A 22,964-nucleotide genomic window follows, 5' to 3' on the forward strand; every position below is an offset into this window, starting at 1 on the left:
GGTTGATACACTAAATTACTGATTTTTATAATTCTAATTATTCAGTTGAGTGCACTTCGATATTCATAAAATGCCAAATGGCTTAAATAAAAAAACTTTTTATCGCATGATCATTGAATCTTAATCTGCGATGCAAAATAATCATACCGGCCTATTTTATCGAAATTTTATCGATAAGCTAGAGTTGATTTAGCAGAACAGGCATTGAGTGAAAAAAGTTATTATATAAAATTAGAAAATATGCTGATTTTTTATGCATCTAGGCTTATGTAGATTTAAAGACTGAAATCTAAATTTTGGCTTTTAAAATATGCTTTAGCTATATTGTTTGGAATTAAACTGATTAAATATCATCTGTTTATTTTTGGATTTAAAATAATATTCGGAATTTTTTTTAGAAAAATATCCCGGGCAATATCGCCTTGTTGTTCAATATTGTAGGTTGAAAATGATTTGTTGGGATTAAATTGATATTTGTACGGATTATATTTTCCCAAGCTGAGAAAATAAGCACTTTGTAAAAATGCCCCTTTTAAAAGCACATTGATCTGACATTGGTGCTGATAAATATGCGCCATCTCATGAATAAATAGTGCCTGATAAGATAAACTCTCGCGCGAATAATCTTCCCGATAATTTAAATTGCGTACATGGATGTAGCCACTGGGCGCCATAATGACATGTTTGGATTGCCAAGGCAGGTAGGGGTGATTCATGATTTTAACGCGAGAATAATCGATCAGGTTGCCAAATACTCGTTGGGAAATTTTGATTTCACCAGACGTTAAACTGCGGCACTTAAACTGTTCAAAACGAACCAGTCTCAAAATAAAGGGCAGAAAATACAACAGCATTCAATATACGTCCTGTTTTTAGGTGACTTAATCCGTGAATATGATTTTGATATATTCATTTTAAAACGTTTCAGGTCAATTTTTTGTAGGCTTTTGTCAGTGCTAAAAAAACCACCCGGGTGGGTGGTTTTCTTGAGTCTTTCGACGCGGTTCGAATTAACGAACGATATCGCGTTGAACTTCGCCAGTATAAAGCTGACGAGGACGACCGATCTTGTAAGGACCGCTGTGCATTTCTAACCAGTGGCTGATCCAGCCAACAGTACGTGCAAGCGCGAAGATCACAGTAAACATTTCTGTCGGGATACCAATCGCTTTAAGGATGATACCTGAGTAGAAGTCTACGTTAGGGTATAGGTTACGCTTGATGAAGTATTCGTCAGAAAGTGCGATACGTTCAAGTTCCATAGCCAGTGCAAGCTGTGGATCATTGATGCCAAGTGCACCAAGAACTTCGTCACAAGTTTCTTTCATTACTTTCGCGCGTGGATCGAAGTTTTTGTAAACTCGGTGACCAAAGCCCATCAGTTTAACTTCTTTAGTCTTCACTTTTTCCATGAAGCCAGCAACGTTTTCTACAGTGCCGATTTCGTCAAGCATCTTAAGAACAGCTTCGTTCGCGCCGCCATGAGCAGGACCCCAAAGTGCAGAGATACCAGCAGCGATACATGCATACGGGTTAGCACCAGTAGAACCAGCTAAACGTACTGTAGACGTAGACGCATTTTGTTCGTGGTCAGCATGAAGCGTGAAGATACGGTCCATTGCTTTTGCAAGAATCGGATCAACTTTGTAATCACGGTCTGCAGGAGTAGCAAACATCATGTGCAGGAAGTTTTCTGCATAAGCAAGGTCGTTACGTGGGTAAACGAATGGTTGACCGATGGTGTACTTGTAGCTCCAAGCCGCCAGTGTAGGAATCTTCGCGATTAAACGAATTGCAGTGATTTCACGGTGGTTCACATCTTCGATGTCAAGGTTGTTGTGATAGAACGCAGACAACGCACCAACCACACCTACCATGATCGCCATAGGATGCGCATCACGACGGAAACCATTGTAGAAACGGCTAACTTGATCGTGAACCATTGTATGGTTACGTACTTTAGCGTCAAATTCTTCTTTTTGCTCAGTAGTTGGAAGTTCGCCATTTAACAATAAATAGCAAGTTTCCAAGTAATCAGCTTTAGTCGCCAATTGATCGATTGGGTAGCCACGGTGTAAAAGTACACCTTTGTTACCATCGATGAACGTGATTTTAGACTCGCACGCAGCTGTCGCCATAAAACCAGGATCAAAAGTAAAGTGACCTGCAGCCAACACATCTTTAACGTCGATTACATCTGGGCCCAATGTGCCGCTGTAAATTGGTAGTTCAATTTCTTTGCCATCAAGCTGTAAAACGGCTTTCTTGCCAGTTGCTTCAGACATTCAATAGATCTCCTGTCCTGGTGAATGTATATCCGCTTTGTCTATCAATCTTTTAATGCACAAAACGGACGGATCAAAAATTTGCTATAAGATTAGTGAGTACTGAAATTTTGTCAATTATACTTATGGATGAAAAATGACGGCCGCACAGCAGTTTAGTCACATTCGCTCAGTATAAAAAGTTCAGTAAAATCACAGCATCAAACCTCTATAATAAGTCAAATTGATGCAGAGGTGCAGAAAAAAATAGACTGCTTGGGGCATTTGTAAGCGTTTTTTCCTAGCAAGAAATGCGGGCGAAAATAGTGAAAGATTAAGGTGAGCATGCTTAAAACTATATAAATCTCATAACTTACATCGTTTTTGCCAAGCTGAATTTAACAGGTAGAATTATAAATAAAAGCAATTAATTGAATTTTGAATATGGTTCAATTGATTAAAAAGTAGCTTAATAAATGGCCAGTTTTGCAGCAAAGGTAAGCAGTATAAAAATAAATGAATGATTTTTTGAATCTAAATGCTTCAAATCGATTGAAAAACCCATCGTGTGGTGTACTAAGTCGCTATTTAACATCAGGTTATCTGAATCACTGCGCTGCTGATGAATTGGGGCAATTGGTCTGTTAAATCTAGACACTTGATTTAAATCTGAATTAAAAAGAGATTTAAATAATATTTGTGATGGAACTGTGCATCTTTAGTCTAAAACTCAAACATGATCCTGTAGGCTGAAAACCGAGTAAATTAATCATCTTAATTATTTAAAAACAATCATATAGATAGGAATTGAAAGGGTAGAATAATATATAAAGTCTGACTTATTGTTGTTAATGATTCTTATTTAATGGTTTTTTATCCAAAAAGCCAAATTCAGCCGTTTGTATTTTAATAGTTCACGTTTTATAATTCAGTGTCGTTTTGATTTTAGGCATGTATTTGCCTGAGAATGCCAGCTTTCCTTCGAATTAATTCCAACAAACTCCGGATGGAGTTTTTACTTACAGGATGCCCGCTGTGAAAAGCAACAGACCTGTCAATTTGTCCATGGGTCAAGTTTTAGAAGTAAACTTAAAATCACCCGTGGCTATTGCATCAATTCTACACCGTCTTTCAGGTGTTATCGTATTCTTACTCGTACCGGTCCTTCTATGGATTTTAGACAAGTCATTGTCTTCGCCTGAAGGTTTTGCGCAAGTTCAAGAAATCTTTAACGGTTTCATTGTTCGCTTCATTGTATGGGTATTTGTCGCCGGCATGATTTTTCACTTTATTGCGGGTGTTAAGCATTTACTTGCTGACATTGGCGTTGCTGAAGAACTAGAAAGTGGCCGTGTTGCATCTACTATCGCATTAATCTTGTCTGCAATCGGTATTGTTGCAGCATTTGTATGGATCGTACTCTAATGAAAAGCGCTACTGGTTTAACAGGTTCAGGTTCTCGCGATTGGTTTCTCCAACGTGTCAGTGCTGTAGTTCTAGCTGTTTATACCGTTGTTGTACTGGGTTGGATTCTACTGAATGGTGGTTTCAACTTTGAACAGTGGTACGGCTTTATGATGACAGTTCCAATGAAGATCATGTCTTTATTGGCGGTCTTATCTCTTGTTGCACACGCATGGATCGGCATGTGGCAGGTATTCACGGATTATGTGACTACTCGTCAAATGGGTCCTTCAGCTTCAGGTTTACGCCTTGTACTGACTTCAGCAGTGATCATTGCTGTACTTGCATATGCAATCTGGGCGATCCAGATTTTTTGGGCGAATTGATAGGAAACAATCATGGGCGCTATAAACCCTAAAGAAGATTACACAAATATTCCGCATGAAACTTTCGATGCTGTCATCGTTGGTGGTGGTGGTTCAGGTATGCGTGCGTCTTACCAACTTGCTCAAGCTGGTTTGAAAGTTGCGGTTCTGACTAAAGTATTCCCAACTCGTTCGCACACTGTTGCAGCGCAGGGTGGTATTGGTGCATCTCTTGGTAACATGCAAGAAGATAACTGGCACTACCACTTCTACGACACAGTTAAAGGTTCGGACTGGTTAGGTGACCAAGACGCAATCGAGTTCATGACTCGTGAAGCGCCTCAAGTGGTTTATGAACTTGAACATCTAGGTATGCCATTTGACCGTAATGCTGACGGTACAATTTACCAGCGTCCATTCGGTGGTCACTCAGCAAACTACGGTGAAAAAGCTGTGCCACGTGCATGCGCTGCTGCCGATCGTACCGGTCACGCACTTCTTCACACGCTTTATCAAAGCAACGTGAAAATGGGCACTCAATTCTTCGTTGAATGGATTGCGCTTGACCTGATCCGTAACGAAAAAGGCGACGTTCTTGGTGTTACAGCAATTGATCAGGAAACTGGTAAAATTGCAGTATTCCAAGCAAAAGCGACTTTGTTCGCTACTGGTGGTGCTGGTCGTGTGTACCGTGCATCTACAAATGCTTATATCAACACTGGTGACGGTCTTGGTATGGCTGCTCGTGCAGGTATTCCATTACAAGATATGGAATTCTGGCAATTCCACCCAACGGGTGTTGCGGGCGCAGGCGTATTGTTGACTGAAGGTTGTCGTGGTGAAGGTGCAATCCTTCGTAACAAAGACGGCGAACCGTTCATGGAACGTTATGCACCAACTTTGAAAGACTTGGCGCCACGTGACTTCGTATCACGTTCTATGGACCAAGAGATCAAAGAAGGTCGTGGTTGTGGTCCTAAAGGCGATTACATCCTGCTTGATATGACGCACTTGGGTGCTGACACGATCATGAAACGTCTTCCATCTGTATTCGAGATTGGTAAGAAATTCGCGAACGTTGACATCACTAAAGAGCCAATTCCTGTAGTACCAACAATTCATTACCAAATGGGTGGTATTCCAACGAATATTCATGGTCAAGTGGTTGTTCCTGAGTCTCGTGAAACTGAAGCGCTTGTTGCTAACTACAATAAAGACACCGACGTTTACTCTACAAATGCCGAAGGTCGTGACTTTGCTAAGCCAGTAAAAGGCTTCTATGCAATCGGTGAATGTTCATGTGTATCTGTACACGGTGCGAACCGTCTAGGTACGAACTCATTGCTTGACTTGGTTGTATTTGGTAAGGCTGCTGGTCAACATATCATTGAATATGTGACTAAACAGCACGATGGCGAATATGAGCCACTTCCAACAACTGTGCTTCAAGAAACTGTTGAGCGTATTCGTAAACTTGACGAATCGACTACAGGTGAGAATGCTCAAGACGTTGCTGATGCAATCCGTGACATCGTTCAAGACCACGCTGGTGTATTCCGTACATCTGCGCTTCTAGACGAAGGTGTGAAGCAGATTCTTGCAATTGAACCGCGCGTACGCAATATTCACTTGAAAGACAAATCTAAAGTATTCAACACTGCACGTATTGAAGCGCTTGAAGTTGAAAACTTGTATGAAGTTGCGAAAGCAACGCTTATTTCAGCTGCTGCTCGTAAAGAGTGTCGTGGTGCGCATACGGTTGTAGATTTTGAATTGTCACCAGATCATCCTGAATACCCATATGGTCGTCGTGATGATGAATGGATGAAGCATACTCTTTGGTTCTCTGCGGATAACCATCTGGAGTACAAGCCAGTTCGTTACCGTCCATTGTCGGTTGATGCGATTCCACCTAAACCACGTACATTCTAATCAGGAGAATTCAGATGAGTAGAGGTACTCGTACATTTCATATCTACCGCTACGATCCTGACAAGGATAAAGCACCGTACATGCAAACTTTTAAACTTGAACTGACTGACAAGCACCGTATGTTGCTTGATGCACTTCTTGCATTGAAAGTACAGGACGAAACTTTAACGTTCCGTCGTTCATGTCGTGAAGGTATTTGTGGTTCAGATGGTGTGAACATCAATGGTAAAAACGGTTTGGCGTGTCTTTGGAACCTGAACGATTTACCAAATGAAATTACTGTTCGTCCATTACCTGGTCTTCCTGTAGTGAAAGACCTGGTGGTTGACATGAACCAGTTCTATGATCAGTACAACAAGATCCATCCATTCTTGATCAACAACCAGCCTGCGCCTCCTAAGGAACGTTTACAGTCTCCTGAAGAGCGTGAGCATCTTGATGGTCTATATGAATGTATTCTATGTGCATGCTGTTCAACTTCATGCCCGTCATTCTGGTGGAACCCGGACAAGTTCTTGGGTCCTTCAGCATTGTTGAACGCTTACCGCTTCATCATTGATTCGCGTGATACGGGAACACAAGAGCGTTTGGCTCGTCTAGACGACCCGTTCTCATTGTTCCGTTGTAAAGGCATTATGAACTGTGTATCTGTATGTCCTAAAGGCTTGAACCCAACTAAAGCAATCGGTCACATCCGTAATATGCTTTTAGATATGGCAGGCTAATAGGCTGCTCTTCGCAGTTTAGAAAAAAGCACACCTTCAGGTGTGCTTTTTTTATGCAAACTATTGGAAAAATTAAAAAATCATAGGATAAAAATAAAGATACTATACTTAAAATGTATAAAGTTGAGTGAAACAGTCAGGAAAAGGGTAATGGCTTTGAGCGCCATATAAGAAGAACATGTGATTATTTGGGGTATTTATGATTTTTAGATGTAAAACTGACCTGAAAAATAGCAAGAACGATGTTATTATATAACGGAAATTTAAGGAGGGAGTGGATTGAAAGGTTTGCTCTCTTTTTATTTATCGGAAATGCTTAGGACTTAAGTCTACATTGAATCTATTTTTGAGATAAAGCACCATATATTAGAGTAAAATATCTGAACTGTATTTAGCCAATTTATGGAAGGTATGTGTCAAAAAAATCAATTGAAAAGTTGAGAACATGTTAGCATTTAGCCCATGACTATGTTTAAAAAATGCCACGCCAGGTACATTTTTTAAACACTGCATAATCAGGGACTGGTATATAAAAGGTAGACCCGAGTCGCTTTAGAAAAAATCTTTGTTAATGCTTGCTTTTTTCTAAGTCGATTTGCAAAAAATTGCCCGGTTTCGATCGGGTATTCAATGAGTGATGATGCCGCTGAGGGGCGTTATTGTTCATTAAACATATCAAGATTTTCTTGGTGTGGTAATAACGCCTCATGGCTTATGCCTTATGGGGGACTAGTATCATATTACCAATTTGATGCTAATAATCCTGGGTTTTGCTTAAAAAGCATCCTGAAAATGTTTTTGCAATAGGAAATGGGTCCACAAATGCAAGAAGTTGCTGACGCTCTGCGTCTTGACACTGAACTTTCCGCTGATAGTGCAGCGTATATTGAAGAACTTTATGAGCAGTATCTGACTGCTCCAGACTCAGTGGGTGCTGACTGGAGAGCGTACTTCGATAAATTCCCAAAAGGTGATCAACCACACAGTAATGTACGTGAGCAATTCCTACTTTTAGGTCGCAATTCAAGCCGTATTCAGCCTATTGTTCAGTCGACAGTCAGCTCAGAGCATGAACGTCGTCAAATTGGCGTGCTACAGCTGATTGCTGCGTACCGTAACCGTGGCCACCAGAAAGCAAAACTGGATCCATTAGGTTTGGCGAAGCGTGAAGTTGTGCCTGATCTAGATCTTGCTGCGCATGGTTTGACTCAGTCTGACTTAGACACAGTATTCAATACTGGTAACCTGGCGATCGGTAAAGAAGAAGCGACTTTGGCTGAAATGGTTCAGTCAATGGAAGCCACTTACTGTGGTTCAATCGGTGCTGAATACATGCACATCGTGGACACCAAAGAAAAACGTTGGATTCAACAACGTCTAGAAAGTGCACGCGGTCAATATGGCTTCAATGCTGATCAAAAGAAACATGTCCTTGAGCGTTTAACTGCGGCTGAAGGCCTAGAAAAATATCTTGGTAATAAATTCGTTGGTGCCAAACGTTTCGGCGTTGAAGGTGGTGAAGCATTCATCCCGATGGTCAACGAAATTATTCAGCGTGCAGGTTCTGTAGGCTGTAAAGAAGTTGTGATCGGTATGCCTCACCGCGGCCGTCTGAACCTTCTGGTTAACATCATGGGTAAGAACCCGGCTGACCTGTTTGGTGAGTTCGAAGGTAAGTCTATTCACAAGAAAGGTTCTGGTGACGTTAAGTATCACCAAGGCTTCTCTTCAAACGTGATGACTCCAGGTGGCGAAGTTCACTTGGCATTGGCGTTTAACCCGTCACACCTTGAAATCGTTGGCCCTGTGGTTGAAGGTTCGGTACGTGCACGTCAAGTACGTCGTAAAGACATTGGCGGCGATGACGTATTGCCATTAATCGTACACGGTGATGCTGCATTTGCAGGTCAGGGCGTCAACCAGGAAACTTTCCAGATGTCACAAACTCGCGGTTATACCGTGGGTGGTACAGTGCACATTGTGATTAACAACCAGGTTGGTTTCACGACATCTGATCCACGTGACGCGCGTTCTACTGAATACTGTACTGACATCGCAAAAATGATTCAGGCACCGATCTTCCATGTCAATGGTGATGATCCTGAAGCTGTGGTGTTCATTTCACAATTGGCACATGATTTCCGTCATACGTTCCGTAAAGACGTTGTGATTGACATGTTCTGCTACCGTCGTCGTGGTCATAACGAAGCGGATGAGCCAGCTGCAACTCAACCAATGATGTATCAAGTGATCAACAAGAAAGCGACTACGCGTACGCTTTATGCGGATCAACTGGTGCAACAGGGTGTTCTTGATCGTGCAAGTGCAGATCAGATGGTTGAAAACTACCGTGCAGACCTGGAAGCGGGTAATCACGTTGCCAATGCACTGGTACTTGAACCAAACAAAAAAATGTTTGTGGATTGGACTCCTTACTTAGGTCATGAGTACACAGACGAGTGGGATACAACTTTCCCAATCGAACGTCTAAAAGAGCTTGGCAAGAAAATGCGTGAGCTTCCTGAAGGCTTCGTGATGCAGCGTCAAGTTGCAAAAGTAATTGATGACCGTCTGAAAATGCAAACGGGCGAAATGCCACTGAACTGGGGTGCTGCTGAAACTCTAGCGTATGCAACTGTACTAGATGATGGTTACTTGCTTCGTTTAACAGGTGAAGATGTAGGTCGTGGTACTTTCTCACACCGTCATGCAAAACTGCATAATCAGGTAGATGGTTCAACTTATCTTCCACTGTGTAACCTGAAAGAAAACCAGCCGCGTACTGCAATCTATGACTCTTTGTTGTCAGAAATGGCTGTATTGGCATTTGAATATGGTTATGCGACGACTCTTCCTAAGAGTTTGATCATCTGGGAAGCGCAATTCGGTGACTTTGCAAACTGTGCACAGGTTGTAATTGACCAGTTCATCTCATCTGGTGAAACCAAATGGGAGCGTGTATGTGGCTTAACCATGCTTCTTCCACACGGTTTTGAAGGTCAAGGTCCAGAGCATTCATCTGCACGTTTGGAACGTTTCTTGCAGCTATGTGCTGAAGACAACATGCAAGTCATCACACCGACCACGCCTGCGCAGATTTTCCACGCATTACGTCGTCAAGCGATTCGTCCAATCCGTAAGCCATTGATTGTTACTTCGCCGAAATCTTTACTTCGTCACAAGCTTGCTGTATCTAGCCTTGAAGAGCTTGCAAACGGTACATTCCAAACCGTGATTGATGAAGTAGACAACATCAACAAGTCAGATGTAACCCGTCTGGTTCTGTGTGGTGGTAAGGTGTATTACGACCTAGTTGAAAAACGTCGTGAAAAAGAATTGAACAACACTGCAATTGTACGTATTGAACAATTATATCCATACCCAGAAAAACGCCTGGCAGAAGTGCTTGCGCAATATCCAAACGTTAAAGAACTTGTTTGGGCGCAAGAAGAACCGAAGAACCAAGGCGCTTGGTTGTTCATCGCACCGCGTCTATATGACGACGTGATGAAAGCGGGTAAACAAGTACGTATTAGCTATGCAGGCCGTGAAGCTTCTGCTGCACCGGCATGTGGTTCACCATATTTGCATGCAAAACAACAAGCTCAGCTCATCAACGACGCGCTTGCGATCGACGCTGAATAATCCAGGAGATTCTAAGTAATGGCAACCGAAATTAAAGCACCGGTATTCCCAGAGTCAGTTGCGGACGGTACGATCGCAACTTGGCACAAACAACCAGGTGAAGCAGTGTCACGTGATGAAGTGATCTGCGATATTGAGACTGATAAAGTTGTTTTAGAAGTTGTTGCTCCTGCAGACGGTACACTTGCATCTATTATTAAAGGTGAAGGCGATACTGTTCTTTCAGCTGAAGTCATTGCACAGTTTGAAGAAGGTGCTGTTTCTGGCGCTACACAAACTCAAGCAGTTCAGTCTGAAGAGAAAGTTGAACAAGCTGCTGCGCAAACTGAAGCGGGTAATGCACCGATCGTTGAACGTCAACAAGTACAGGATCAGGCTCCAGCAGTGCGTAAAGCATTGACTGAATCTGGTGTTGCAGCTGCTGACGTTGCAGGTACAGGCCGTGGCGGTCGCATCACGAAAGAAGATGTGGCAAATCATCAAGCGAAACCGGCAGCACCTGCAGCGCAACCATTAAGCGTTGCAGTGGGCGAGCGTATCGAAAAACGTGTTCCTATGACTCGCCTTCGTAAGCGTGTTGCTGAACGTTTACTTGCAGCGACTCAAGAAACTGCAATGTTGACTACGTTCAACGAAGTGAACATGAAACCAATCATGGAAATGCGTGCTCAATACAAAGATGCATTCGAGAAGCGTCATGGTGCGCGTCTTGGCTTCATGTCATTCTTCGTTAAAGCAGCAACTGAAGCACTTAAACGCTATCCAGCGGTAAATGCTTCAATTGATGGCGATGACATCGTGTATCACGGTTACTACGACATCGGTGTTGCAGTTTCATCTGAGCGTGGTCTAGTGGTTCCTGTTCTTCGTGATACAGACCGCATGAACTATGCTGAAGTTGAAAATGGCATCCGTGCATATGCTGGCAAGGCACGTGACGGTAAGCTGGGTATCGAAGATATGACTGGCGGTACATTCACCATTACTAATGGTGGTACTTTCGGTTCATTGCTTTCTACACCAATTCTAAATACGCCACAAACTGCGATTCTGGGTATGCACAAAATCCAGGAACGTCCGATGGCGGTGAATGGTCAAGTAGAAATCTTGCCAATGATGTACCTTGCACTGTCTTATGACCACCGTTTAATCGATGGTAAAGAAGCAGTTGGTTTCCTTGTAACAATCAAAGAATTGTTAGAAGAGCCAGCGCGTCTTATCCTTGATCTTTAATTTTTAAGAATATATTTATGGGCTTAGGGAAAAAACTCTAGGCCCATTTTTGGAGATAAACATGTCTCAATTCGATTTAGTCGTAATTGGTGGTGGCCCGGGCGGCTACGAAGCAGCAATTCGTGCAGCTCAACTTGGTTTTAAAGTTGCGTGTATCGAAAAACGTATTCATAAAGGTAAACCATCTTTAGGTGGTACTTGCTTAAACGTCGGTTGTATCCCGTCTAAAGCTTTACTTGATTCTTCACATCGTTATGAAGATACAGTTCAACATCTAGATGACCATGGTATTACGACTGGTGAAGTTAAATTCGATCTTTCTAAAATGCTGGCTCGTAAAGACAAAGTTGTAGATCAATTGACTGGCGGTATCGATCAGTTACTTAAAGGTAATGGCATCGAGTGGTTAAAAGGTACGGGTAAACTGCTTGCAGGTAAAAAAGTAGAATTTGTGTCTCACGAAGGTGAAACTCAAGTTTTAGAGCCTAAATATGTTATTCTTGCGACGGGTTCTGTACCAGTAAATATTCCAGTGGCTCCTGTAGATCAAGACTTAATTGTTGATTCTACTGGCGCGCTTGAATTCCCAGAAGTACCTAAGCGTTTAGGTGTAATTGGTGCGGGCGTGATCGGTCTTGAGCTTGGTTCTGTATGGCGTCGTCTTGGTGCTGAAGTTGTTGTATTTGAAGCAATGGATGCATTCTTACCAATGGCTGATAAAGCATTGGCAAAAGACTTCCAAAAACTGTTGACTAAGCAAGGTATGGATATCCGTATCGGTGCAAAAGTTGCAGGTACTGAAATCAATGGTCGTGAAGTAACGGTTAAATATAACCAAGCTGGTGAAGACAAAACTGAAACTTTCGATAAATTGATCGTTTGTGTCGGTCGTCGCGCATATGCTGAAGGTTTATTGGCTGATGATTCAGGCATTAAATTGACTGAACGCGGTTTGGTTGAAGTCAACGATTGGTGTGCAACTTCAGTTGAAGGCGTATACGCAATTGGTGACTTGGTACGTGGTCCAATGCTTGCGCATAAAGCAATGGAAGAAGGCGTAATGGCGGTTGAGCGTATTCACGGTCATGCTGCACAAGTGAACTATGACACCATTATTTCTGTAATTTACACACATCCGGAAGCGGCGTGGGTAGGTTTAACAGAACAGCAAGCGACTGAAAAAGGTCACGAAGTTAAAACGGGTCAATTCGGTTTTGCTGTGAACGGTCGTGCTTTAGCTGCGGGTGAAGGTGCCGGTTTCGTGAAGTTTGTTGCGGATGCAAAAACGGATCGTTTACTCGGTATGCACGTGATTGGACCTGCTGCGTCTGATATCGTTCACCAAGGTATGATCGCGCTTGAGTTTGTATCTTCAGTTGAAGATCTACAGTTGATGACTTTCGGTCACCCGACATTCTCTGAAGTGGTACATGAAGCTGCACTTGCAGTTGATGGGCGTGCGATTCACGCGATCCAACGTAAGCGTAAGTAATTCGAAAAAAGAGCGACTTAGGTCGCTCTTTTTACATTTCATGGTTGTTTTTATTGGAACAATCATCTAAAAATAAAGATAATGATTTTAAGAAATGCTGGTACTGCTTTGACGGACGTCTGGGTGCTAGTGGGTTATAACAAGGCAAAGAAGTAATAAAAGGTTATTCAATGAATTTACATGAGTATCAAGCAAAAGCGCTATTAAAAAAATATGGTATGCCTGTACAGGAAGGAATACTAGCCACCAATGCCGATGAAACGGTGCATGCTTTCGAGCAGCTGGGTGGAAAGTTCGCAGTATTGAAAGCACAGGTGCATGCGGGTGGCCGGGGTAAGGCTGGTGGGGTAAAAGTGGTAAAATCGGCTGCCGAGGCTGCTGAATATGCCAACCAGATTATTGGTTCACGCTTGGTGACTTACCAGACTGATGCCAATGGTCAGCCGGTCAATAGCATTTTAGTCTCTGAGGATGTTTATCCGGTTGAGCGCGAGCTGTACTTGGGCGCTGTGGTGGATCGCTCGACTCGCCGCATCACTTTTATGGCATCGACTGAAGGCGGTGTTGAAATTGAGAAAGTGGCCGAAGAAACCCCTGAAAAAATTATTAAAGTTGAGGTTGATCCTTTAGTCGGTTTAATGCCATTTCAGGCGCGTGAAGTTGCTTTTGCACTTAAACTCAAAGATGGACAAATCAATCAGTTTGTTAAAGTCATGACGGCTGCCTATCAGGCATTTGTAGACAATGATTTTGCACTTTTCGAAATCAATCCGCTGTCTGTGCGTGAAAACGGCGACATTCTGTGTGTCGATGCCAAAATCGGAATTGATTCGAATGCACTGTATCGTTTGCCTGAAGTGGCTGCTTTGCGTGATAAGTCTCAAGAAAATGAACGTGAGTTAAAAGCCTCTGAGTTTGATCTAAACTATGTGGCACTTGAGGGTAACATTGGTTGTATGGTCAATGGTGCCGGTCTTGCCATGGCAACCATGGATATTATTAAGCTGTATGGCGGTCAACCAGCCAACTTCCTGGATGTGGGTGGTGGTGCGACCAAGGAGCGTGTGATTGAAGCCTTTAAAATTATCTTGGCAGATCACTCTGTCCAGGGTGTATTGATTAATATTTTTGGTGGAATTGTACGTTGTGACATGATTGCTGAAGCAATTATTGCAGCGGTTCAGGAAGTAAATGTGACAGTTCCTGTGGTTGTTCGCCTCGAAGGCAACAATGCGGAACTGGGTGCAAAATTACTGGATGAATCAGGTTTGAAATTGATTTCTGCACATGGTCTTGCTGACGCTGCAGAAAAAATCGTTGCTGCTGTAAAAGCTTAAAGGGGTATTGATCATGAGCGTATTAGTTAATAAAGACACTAAAGTATTGGTACAGGGCTTTACAGGCAAAAACGGTACATTCCATTCTGAACAGGCTTTAGCCTACGGCACTAAAGTCGTGGGTGGTGTAACCCCTGGTAAAGGTGGTCAAACCCATTTAGAATTGCCTGTATTTAATACCATGCGTGAAGCAGTGAAAGAAACAGGTGCAGATGCTTCAGTGATTTATGTTCCGGCACCCTTTGTACTGGACTCTATTGTTGAAGCGGTTGATTCTGGCATTGAGTTAATTGTGGTAATTACTGAAGGTGTACCGACCATCGACATGCTCAAAGCCAAGCGTTATCTGGAAACCAATGGTAATGGCACACGTCTGATCGGGCCAAACTGTCCGGGTATTATTACGCCGGGTGAATGTAAAATCGGGATCATGCCGGGGCATATTCATCAGCCGGGTAAAATCGGGATCATTTCGCGTTCAGGCACATTGACGTATGAAGCCGTGGCACAAACCACAAAACTTGGTTTAGGTCAGTCGACCTGTATTGGTATTGGTGGAGATCCAATTCCGGGCATGAACCAGATTGACTGCTTGAAACTGTTCCAGGAAGATCCACAAACTGAAGCTATCATTATGATTGGTGAGATTGGCGGTACTGCGGAAGAAGAAGCTGCGGAATATATTCAATCGAATGTGACCAAGCCAGTTGTTGGTTATATTGCGGGTGTGACTGCACCTAAGGGCAAGCGTATGGGTCACGCAGGTGCGATTATTTCAGGTGGTAAGGGCACAGCAGAAGAAAAGTTTGCTGCCTTTGAGCGTGCGGGTATGGCTTATACACGTAGTCCTGCCGAACTCGGTTCAACCATGCTACAAGTGTTAAAAGATAAAGGTTTAGTATAATTGTAAATTTAAAGTTAATAAAATGCCCTCAATATTGTGGGCATTTTATTTTTAAAGTAGTTTAAAAATAAAATAGAAATAAACCATTCTTGATGATCCTATTTAAAAAATTAAAAAGATTTTTGTAATAGATATTGTGAATTAAATCACATTTATCTTATTATAGGGTTAATAATTATACTAATTTGAGAAAAATAACATGATCAATAGAACAATGATCATTCCTCTAAGTTGTTTTACGATTCTTATTTCACAACCGTTTAATACTCTCTTGGCCCAAGATATAAGTCATGAACGTGAGCAAGCTACTAGTCTAATTTATCAGGGGAAAATAGAAGATGGTTTAGAAAAACTAAAAAATATGCTTAAGGAAAATCCATCCGACCAGAAACTTTTGGCTGACTATATTGTATTGAGTTATAACAATGCACGTTTTAGCAAAACAGATCTAAAATATCTGCAACAGATTAAACCGGCAGAATTTCCTGAATATGCCCAGATTAATTTGATTAAGGCTTTGCGAGACCAAAAAGAATTTGGGTTGGCTCAGTCTTATATTCAGCAGTTTGCCAAACAAAGACCGGCATCCTATTGGAATGTCTGGTCAGGGGTAATTTATGCAGAGTCTCAACAAAAGGATCGTGCCAAACATGCACTTTCTCTAGTCTCTATTGATGGACTTTCGGCAGATTATTTGAGTCTCACGGCATATGCTTACCGATTACTGGAGATGCCGGTTGAATCTTTAGCAATTGCAAAGCGTGCTGTTCAGGCCAATGCTAATAACGAATCACACTCACAATATGTATTGGCTCTGCTAGCCAATAGTGATTATTTTACTGCTGATCAATATATTAAAAATCAACGGTTAGATATTAATCAGCCTCAATTAAAGCATGTCCTTAAGCTGAATGAGTTTTCTCAATATACGCAACAAGCAATTCAGTATTATCAGGTGGCTCATCAGCAGGATCGAGGATATCAGGCCAATCTGAAACTGGACGAAATCTTGCAGGAGATGAGAGCTTATGAAACTCAACTGCCGGATGATATCGATATTCGACGCCGATTTTACTATAACTATATTTATGCATTAAGTTTCAGAAATTTATCTTCAGAAGCACTTCTACAAATTCCTAAAGCTGAGCAGCCTGTAAAGGCGATGCCACCTTATGTGCGTCAGGCATTGGCTGCTGCTTATTTAAGAGAGCGTCAACCTAAGCAGGCAGAATCACTTTATACATCCTTATTGTCTGAAAAAAATTATGCCGATTATGAGGTTTATGAAGGTTTGTATTACAGCTTGATCGAACAGGAGAAATTTCGTGAAGCAAATGACATTATTAACTTGATGGATCAGGTTTTGCCCACCTATCAATATAGTAATGCCAAAGGTGTAGACCGTACGACCCATAGTAACCGCTATGAATTTTATAATCTGAAAGGTCTAAATTATGCTTATCGCAATGAGTTAGATAAAGCAGAACACTATTTTGAAAATTTAGTCGATCATGCACCGAATCATGCGGTTTATTATAATAATCTTGCACAAGTACAACGTTGGCGTGAAAAACCTCAGCAGTCTGAACACACGCTTACCCAGTGGAATGGCGTCGAGCCGGTTACTCAGTTTACCCGTATTAATCATATGCAAAATGCCCAAGCCTTATCCGATATTCAGGAATGGCGTAAAACATATACTTTTCTGGCAGAGCATGAGCCAGATGATACTGGGGTAATTGAAAGTTCAAAATTTTTAGGAGACCGTGATCGGGCTACTATTCAGCACTCTAGCAGCTTTTCAAAGAGTGAAGCAGATAATCCTGATATCTTGGGGCGCTTACAAGGGTCACGTGAAGTAGAAAGCTGGACCCGACTGAACAGTCCCTGGTTTGCTGATAATTTCCGTGGTTTCGTTGATCACCGTTACCGTTGGGCTAAATATGATTTTGGTAAGTTGGATGATCAGCGTATAGGCGTAGGAGCGGAATGGCTATCCAAACGTAAACATGCCACGCTTTTAGTTTCACAAACAACGGATGGTGATCGTCTTGGTGCACAATTGGGTTGGTCGCATTGGTTGAATGATCATTGGAACTATATGCTGGATTATAACAGTCAGGCAGCGATTCCTTTGCAGGCTCAAGATGAGTTTGACGGAAAATCTTATTTAGTAAATTTGAATTGGCAAGCACACGAATCGCGAAAGGCGGGACTCAGTTATGTCTATACCGATATCAATGATGGTAATTTACGTCAGGAATTAAGTGCATATTTTAAACAGCAGATTTTTCAAGGACCGAAGCATCAGACGGTAGCGACTCTAAGTGGCTATTATGGAAAAAATGATGTGCTGGATGTGTCCTATTTTAATCCTGAACATAGCAACAGTTTTGAGTTAAATATTGAGCATAACTGGCTGACCTGGCGTCATTATGAGCGTAATTTTAATCAAAAGTTGAGTGCTACGATTGGGGCATATAATCAGAAAAACTATTCAACTGAGCCGATTTATAACTTGAGCTATCAGCATGAGTGGCAGTTATCAAGGACTTGGAAAATGGATTATGGAATTGGCTACAGTGTACATCCATATGACGGAAATGATGAAGAAAAACTATATGCCGTCTTTGGTTTTGAGGGGCGATTCTAATGAAAATATTAATCAAAACCTTAGTTGCAGTATGTCTTAATACGATGATGTACTTGCCAATTTGCACTCATGCAGAAGGTACTGCAATTGAATTAAAAGAAAATCAATTTGTTACTTTAACTTTTCATGATGTGCGTGATGATATTGCCAAAAGCGGTGACCGCGATGTATATGCCATCAGTACTAAAAATTTAGGGCAATATTTAGCTTGGATGAAAAAGGAAGGTTGGACAGCAATCCGGCTAGAGGATGTGTGGCAAGCTCGTCAGAAACAGTACTCTCTACCTGAAAAAGCTGTTTTATTGAGCTTTGATGACGGTGCATTAAGTAGTTATAGTCGAGTATTTCCGTTATTAAAGCAATTTAATGTGCCTGCCGTATTTGCTATTCCAACCAGTTGGATTAATGGAAACACCAAAGATGCGTATGAGGCTTATGGAGCTGGTAACCTAATGAATTGGAACCAGATGCGGGAAATGCAAGCGAGTGGCTTGGTCGAGTTTGTTTCCCATTCAGATAATATGCATCACGGTGTTTTGGCAAATCCACAAATGAATATGCAGCCAGCGGCAATTACTCGTATATATAGCCCTGCCACCAGAAATTATGAGTCGGATAAGGCTTATGCTGCACGCGTTATTGCTGATTTAAAAAAATCAAAACAGATTCTGGATCAGGAATTGAACATTAATACTCGGGCAATTTTCTGGCCTTATGGGGCAGTTACTCCAGAAGCGGAGGCTTTGGCGAGAACAGCCGGTTTACCTATGTCTTTCAGTTTGGGATCAATTTCTTCATTGGCTGATTCTGTAAAGACTTATCAACGTGCCTTGGTGATGCTGAATCCAACCCCTGAAATTTTGCGTGAAGAGAAAATTGATTTCTTAACCTACGCACGATCACCTAACAGAATGAAAAAAACCTTTTTACGATTGGACTTAAATGAGCTTGTGACACCAAGCTATAGCGAATCAGATCAAAAATTGGGACAGCTCCTTGATCAAATCAACGCCTTTAAAAGTAATGTATTGGTACTACGTACTGTCGCTGATTTAGATGGCGATGGTAAGATTGATGTCAGCTATTTTCCAAATCGTCAGTTAAAAATGCAGCAGGATTTGCTAAATCGTACAGTCTGGCAGGCACGTACCCGTAGTGCACATAAAGTCTATGCAGAATTACCTTTGACTCTGGAAACTGAACAAAAATATGATTTGGCCGAGCTGACTGGGGATTTGGTCAAGAATAACAGTTCAATCGAAGGCCTTATGATTGAAACTGGGCAAACACTGCGCTGTGCAATTGATCAGGCGATCTGGAGTGAAATATGTAAGACTAATCTACAGACTATTCTTAATATCAAAAACCGTACCAAGAATAAAGCCAGTTATTATGCCAATATCAGTCATAACTATCAGACCGCGTTAAAAATTAATGTGGGAGACAGCAAGTTACTCGGATTAAAATCATTAATTGGCAGGATTCCAGACCATGCGGATTTTCTTTATTTAACAGTTGATCCTGTAAAGGATCCACATAGCTTCAAAGCACTGTTGACTGCAATTCAGAGCTTATCTGTCGAGGAGCGGGAACACTTGATTGTAAGCCTGCCAGTGGATACTTCAATAAAATCCTGGAATATTTATCAACAAGCGTATGCTCAGCTTAAAGCGCATTCTATCCAAAAACTTGCAATAAATAATTATCAATTTAGTAATGCAAAAGCGGTACATCAACAACTCTATAAAACACTGAGTCTGAATGATAGTCCATTGACTTACCGTGACCCGTTTGTGCAAATCACACAGGAGAAAAGGTAATGGAATGGATTAATCAATTACAGCTGAGTGACCTTTACTTTGGCTTTGCTTTTTTCTATCCACTCTTTATGGCATGGTTATGGATTGCAGGTGGAATCTGGTTTTATCTGAAACATGAGATCAAACAACCCATTATTCCTGAACCTTCAAAACAGGGCTGTAGCATTATTATTCCTTGTTTTAATGAAGCAGAGCAGGTGCGAGATACCATTCGCTTTGCCATGCAAAGCCAATATCCAAATTTTGAGGTAATTGCAGTCAATGATGGCAGTACGGATGGTACAGGTAACATTCTGGATGAACTCGAAACCCAATATCCTCAGCTGAGAGTAGTACATCTGGCAGAAAACCAAGGCAAGGCCTATGCATTAAGATCAGGTACGATGGTTAGTCAGTTTGAATATCTGATTTGTATTGATGGAGATGCTTTGTTGCATCCTCATTCGGTATTATGGATGATGCATCATCTGATCAAGTTTCCGCGTGTTGGTGCAGTGACTGGTAATCCCCGAATCATTAACCGTTCCAGTATACTGGGTAAAATTCAGGTTGGAGAGTTTTCTTCAATTATTGGTTTGATCAAGCGGGCACAACGAACCTACGGACGTATTTTTACGGTTTCCGGTGCGATTGTCGGCTTTCGTAAGACTGCGTTGAACCGGATCGGTTACTGGCGTGATGATATGATCACTGAAGATATTGACGTGTCTTGGCGGCTGCAGTTCGATCATTGGGACTTGCAATATGTACCCAAAGCCTTGTGCTATATATATATGCCTGAAACTTTTAAAGGGCTCTGGAAGCAGCGTTTACGTTGGGCACAAGGTGGAATTGAAGTGTTATTTGCCTATATTCCTAAAATATTTAAATGGCGCTTACGTCGAATGTGGCCGATTGCTATTGAATCAATTATTAGCGTGATATGGGCTTATTTCATGTTTGGGATCATTGTATTGTATGTGTATGGAGTGTTTATGCCGCTTCCCGGGGAGTGGGCGATTCAGACTTTATTGCCGCAATGGTATGGTGTGGTTTTAGGTATCACTTGTCTAATCCAGTTTTTTGTGAGCCTTTATATTGATAGGTACTATGACAAAGACCGTATGCTAAGAAATTACTTCTGGGTGATCTGGTATCCCTTATTCTTTTGGATGATTACCATGTTGACCACAGTAGTTGCACTTCCTAAAACTATATTTAAAAAACAACAACGTGCACGATGGGTAAGTCCTGACCGTGGATTTCGACCTGAGGAAGAAGACTATGAACAACGTTAAAAATGAAAGAATAATAACAGATCTATCTCAACTGGAATTGCCGGAATATATTGATAAACCAGAATATGTTCGCCATAAAACAGTGGGCTATAGTTTAATAGGTTTAGGGTGGATATGCTGGATGTGGCTATTTATGCCACTCCTTACCCTAGGTCTATGGTGGTTTGAAGGTAGGACAGCAATCCATCAATTAGCAGCTGATCCGGTTACTCATGGCAATACGACCCTAGGAGATATTGCTATTCTAGTGGCTTGCTTTATTGTCAGTTTGTTTATCTGGGCAAGTTATAACTGGATCCGTTTCAAGGGGAACGAACGCCGTACTGCGCCTAAAGAAGTTAAATTTGATGAATTAGCCGCTTCTTTTGAAATTAGCCCAGTTGCTATTCATACCTTAAGTTCTGCCAAAAATATTACTCTATATTATTCTATACAGGGGAAACTGGTGGAATTTAGCGTGAATGATCCACTTGAAATACCGACTTTATCTCCACTGCCGCAGGATGTGCTTGCGCAAAGTCATCGGGATAATACCCGATATGCTTAACCCCGTGTTGTTGCAAAAAGTGGATGGTTTGTACTAGTTCTGAGGTAGCGATCTTCTGATTGCTACGCCAGTCTGTGGCCTGTAATTCAAAAATGGTACGATCCAAATCTGGATCGTACTTTTTGGATTGCTGAATTAAGTCTAAATAAAATTGGTGATGGTCGCCTGCCTGTTCCATATAAGGCATGGCCATAATGGCATTGTAATTATAATATCTTAAAGTGCTGCTCACGGACTGGCTAAACCATTTTTCACTTTCTGGCTGTAAGACGATAGGCGCGTAAGTATTTCGTGCTGTTAGTAATTGAGGACGATAATGTTGTAACAGACGAGTGATTCCTGCAGCCAATTGATCAAGATAAGCTGTTTTGGCTGCTGCAAAAGCAGATTGCTGTGGATGCTGTGGCTCTTCCAGTAACTTCAAGTCATATCCCCATTGTTGATAGACTTGCCGTGCTACTACTGAAGCATCTTCAAAATCATTTAAGGTAATATCGTCGTGATATAGTACACCGTCTACAGCATTCTTCTGAATAAAGTCCTGAAAAATTTCTGCAATATATTTTAAATTCGTCGGGTCAAAGGGGGATAGCCGGATATAACCATGTGTTTTGTCCTGACTATGTTTAACATATTGTAGCTGATAGGATTTTGGTAGCTCCCAAGCTATTAAAGGCAGCCACGCATAGATCTGTTTGACCTGTGTATGTTGTCGGATCTGTTTTAGTAGTTCAGGAAATAAATTGGCCCGCATTGGAATATGCCGATTTTCAAAATAAACCAGATTAGCAGAACCATTGGCATCCGGATCAGCAAAAGCCTGTAAAAAAATAGTATTGGGCTGAATTTGTTGAATACGCTGGATCAAGGCTTGGATATTGGATTGTTGCTGTTGTTGGTCTGAATCAAAAATATAATCTAGGTCAATATGCATAATCCGCATCTGTTTAAGCTGCTTAGCCTTTTTAGTCTTAAACAATTTTTTTATATTTGTGGGTTGATTCAAATACGGCTCTATAATGACATTAATAGGATGAGAGGGAGAGTGAATTGCATTGGAATCTTCATGATTATTTGCACAGGCACTCATTGGAATACCTAGGCATGCCAAGAGGGTGAGTAGGAATTTTTTGTTATAGGTGGAAACTGAATAGTAGTAAGCCATTTTAGAATGCTACTTGAGACTATTAAGTTACTATAAGAATTTTTTTATAGAAGACCAAGTCTAGCAATCGATGAATCTCATAATTTCTGACGAACAGTCAATATCCAAATGGATGAAGTGAAGCAGTATATGATGTCAAACATCATCGGCTTCAAATCTTAATAAAGAAATAGATAAGATATATAAGCGTATATTGAAAAT

16 protein-coding genes are annotated in these 22,964 nt (G+C 41.5%); 13 read left to right on the forward strand and 3 right to left on the reverse strand.

What is annotated here, in order from left to right; genetic code table 11:
• Nucleotides 1–350: 350 nt before the first annotated feature.
• Entirely contained in the window at nt 351–854 is a 504-nt protein-coding gene (locus NI465_RS00500) for a hypothetical protein (RefSeq protein ID WP_071850587.1), read from the reverse strand.
• Between the two features lie 156 nt (nt 855–1,010).
• Entirely contained in the window at nt 1,011–2,285 is a 1,275-nt protein-coding gene (gltA, locus tag NI465_RS00505) for a citrate synthase (protein ID WP_253143890.1), read from the reverse strand.
• Nucleotides 2,286–3,290: 1,005 nt separating this feature from the next.
• Between gltA and sdhC the strand changes: the two genes are divergently transcribed.
• The 13 genes from sdhC (at nt 3,291) to pgaD (ending at nt 21,598) form a co-directional block, all read left to right on the forward strand.
• The gene (sdhC, locus tag NI465_RS00510; RefSeq protein ID WP_004279430.1) at nt 3,291–3,689 is read left to right on the forward strand and encodes a succinate dehydrogenase, cytochrome b556 subunit; all 399 of its coding nucleotides are present in this window, start codon (nt 3,291–3,293) and stop codon (nt 3,687–3,689) included.
• On the forward strand, nt 3,689–4,054 hold the full coding sequence (sdhD, locus tag NI465_RS00515; protein WP_004279431.1) for a succinate dehydrogenase, hydrophobic membrane anchor protein: 366 nt from the start codon (nt 3,689–3,691) through the stop codon (nt 4,052–4,054). Before sdhC ends, sdhD begins: the two co-directional genes overlap by 1 nt.
• A gap of 12 nt (nt 4,055–4,066) precedes the next feature.
• Nucleotides 4,067–5,965: an FAD-binding protein gene (locus tag NI465_RS00520; RefSeq protein WP_184412495.1), complete on the forward strand. Its 1,899-nt coding sequence runs from the start codon at nt 4,067–4,069 to the stop codon at nt 5,963–5,965.
• 14 nt (nt 5,966–5,979) lie between these two features.
• Nucleotides 5,980–6,690: a succinate dehydrogenase iron-sulfur subunit gene (locus NI465_RS00525; RefSeq protein WP_004279433.1), complete on the forward strand. Its 711-nt coding sequence runs from the start codon at nt 5,980–5,982 to the stop codon at nt 6,688–6,690.
• 822 nt (nt 6,691–7,512) lie between these two features.
• A complete protein-coding gene (locus NI465_RS00530) occupies nt 7,513–10,335 on the forward strand; it encodes a 2-oxoglutarate dehydrogenase E1 component (protein WP_004279434.1) in 2,823 nt (940 codons plus the stop codon).
• 18 nt (nt 10,336–10,353) lie between these two features.
• Nucleotides 10,354–11,568 carry a 2-oxoglutarate dehydrogenase complex dihydrolipoyllysine-residue succinyltransferase gene (odhB, locus tag NI465_RS00535; RefSeq protein ID WP_004279435.1) on the forward strand — a complete coding sequence of 405 codons (1,215 nt, stop codon included), beginning with the start codon at nt 10,354–10,356 and terminating at the stop codon, nt 11,566–11,568.
• A gap of 61 nt (nt 11,569–11,629) precedes the next feature.
• The gene (lpdA, locus tag NI465_RS00540; RefSeq protein ID WP_004279436.1) at nt 11,630–13,060 is read left to right on the forward strand and encodes a dihydrolipoyl dehydrogenase; all 1,431 of its coding nucleotides are present in this window, start codon (nt 11,630–11,632) and stop codon (nt 13,058–13,060) included.
• A 170-nt stretch (nt 13,061–13,230) separates the two neighbouring features.
• Complete coding sequence (gene sucC / locus NI465_RS00545) at nt 13,231–14,397, forward strand: ADP-forming succinate--CoA ligase subunit beta (RefSeq protein WP_184412500.1); 1,167 nt, start codon at nt 13,231–13,233, stop codon at nt 14,395–14,397.
• 13 nt (nt 14,398–14,410) lie between these two features.
• The gene (gene sucD, locus NI465_RS00550; protein ID WP_004646291.1) at nt 14,411–15,301 is read left to right on the forward strand and encodes a succinate--CoA ligase subunit alpha; all 891 of its coding nucleotides are present in this window, start codon (nt 14,411–14,413) and stop codon (nt 15,299–15,301) included.
• Between the two features lie 199 nt (nt 15,302–15,500).
• Nucleotides 15,501–17,954, forward strand: coding sequence for a poly-beta-1,6 N-acetyl-D-glucosamine export porin PgaA (gene pgaA / locus NI465_RS00555; protein WP_184412502.1), 2,454 nt, complete (start codon nt 15,501–15,503; stop codon nt 17,952–17,954).
• Nucleotides 17,954–19,774: a poly-beta-1,6-N-acetyl-D-glucosamine N-deacetylase PgaB gene (gene pgaB, locus NI465_RS00560; protein WP_004646293.1), complete on the forward strand. Its 1,821-nt coding sequence runs from the start codon at nt 17,954–17,956 to the stop codon at nt 19,772–19,774. Before pgaA ends, pgaB (NI465_RS00560) begins: the two co-directional genes overlap by 1 nt.
• Entirely contained in the window at nt 19,774–21,051 is a 1,278-nt protein-coding gene (gene pgaC / locus NI465_RS00565; RefSeq protein WP_004646295.1) for a poly-beta-1,6-N-acetyl-D-glucosamine synthase, read from the forward strand. Before pgaB (NI465_RS00560) ends, pgaC begins: the two co-directional genes overlap by 1 nt.
• Entirely contained in the window at nt 21,038–21,598 is a 561-nt protein-coding gene (gene pgaD, locus NI465_RS00570) for a poly-beta-1,6-N-acetyl-D-glucosamine biosynthesis protein PgaD (protein ID WP_184412506.1), read from the forward strand. Before pgaC ends, pgaD begins: the two co-directional genes overlap by 14 nt.
• Here pgaD and pgaB (NI465_RS00575) read toward each other — a convergent pair.
• Nucleotides 21,504–22,763, reverse strand: coding sequence for a poly-beta-1,6-N-acetyl-D-glucosamine N-deacetylase PgaB (pgaB, locus tag NI465_RS00575; RefSeq protein WP_184412508.1), 1,260 nt, complete (start codon nt 22,761–22,763; stop codon nt 21,504–21,506). The genes pgaD and pgaB (NI465_RS00575) overlap by 95 nt on opposite strands.
• Between the last annotated feature and the right edge of the window lie 201 nt (nt 22,764–22,964).

Origin of the sequence: Acinetobacter lwoffii, from assembly GCF_024129855.1 — a bacterium.
GTDB classification, from domain to species: Bacteria; Pseudomonadota; Gammaproteobacteria; order Pseudomonadales; family Moraxellaceae; genus Acinetobacter; species Acinetobacter lwoffii_L.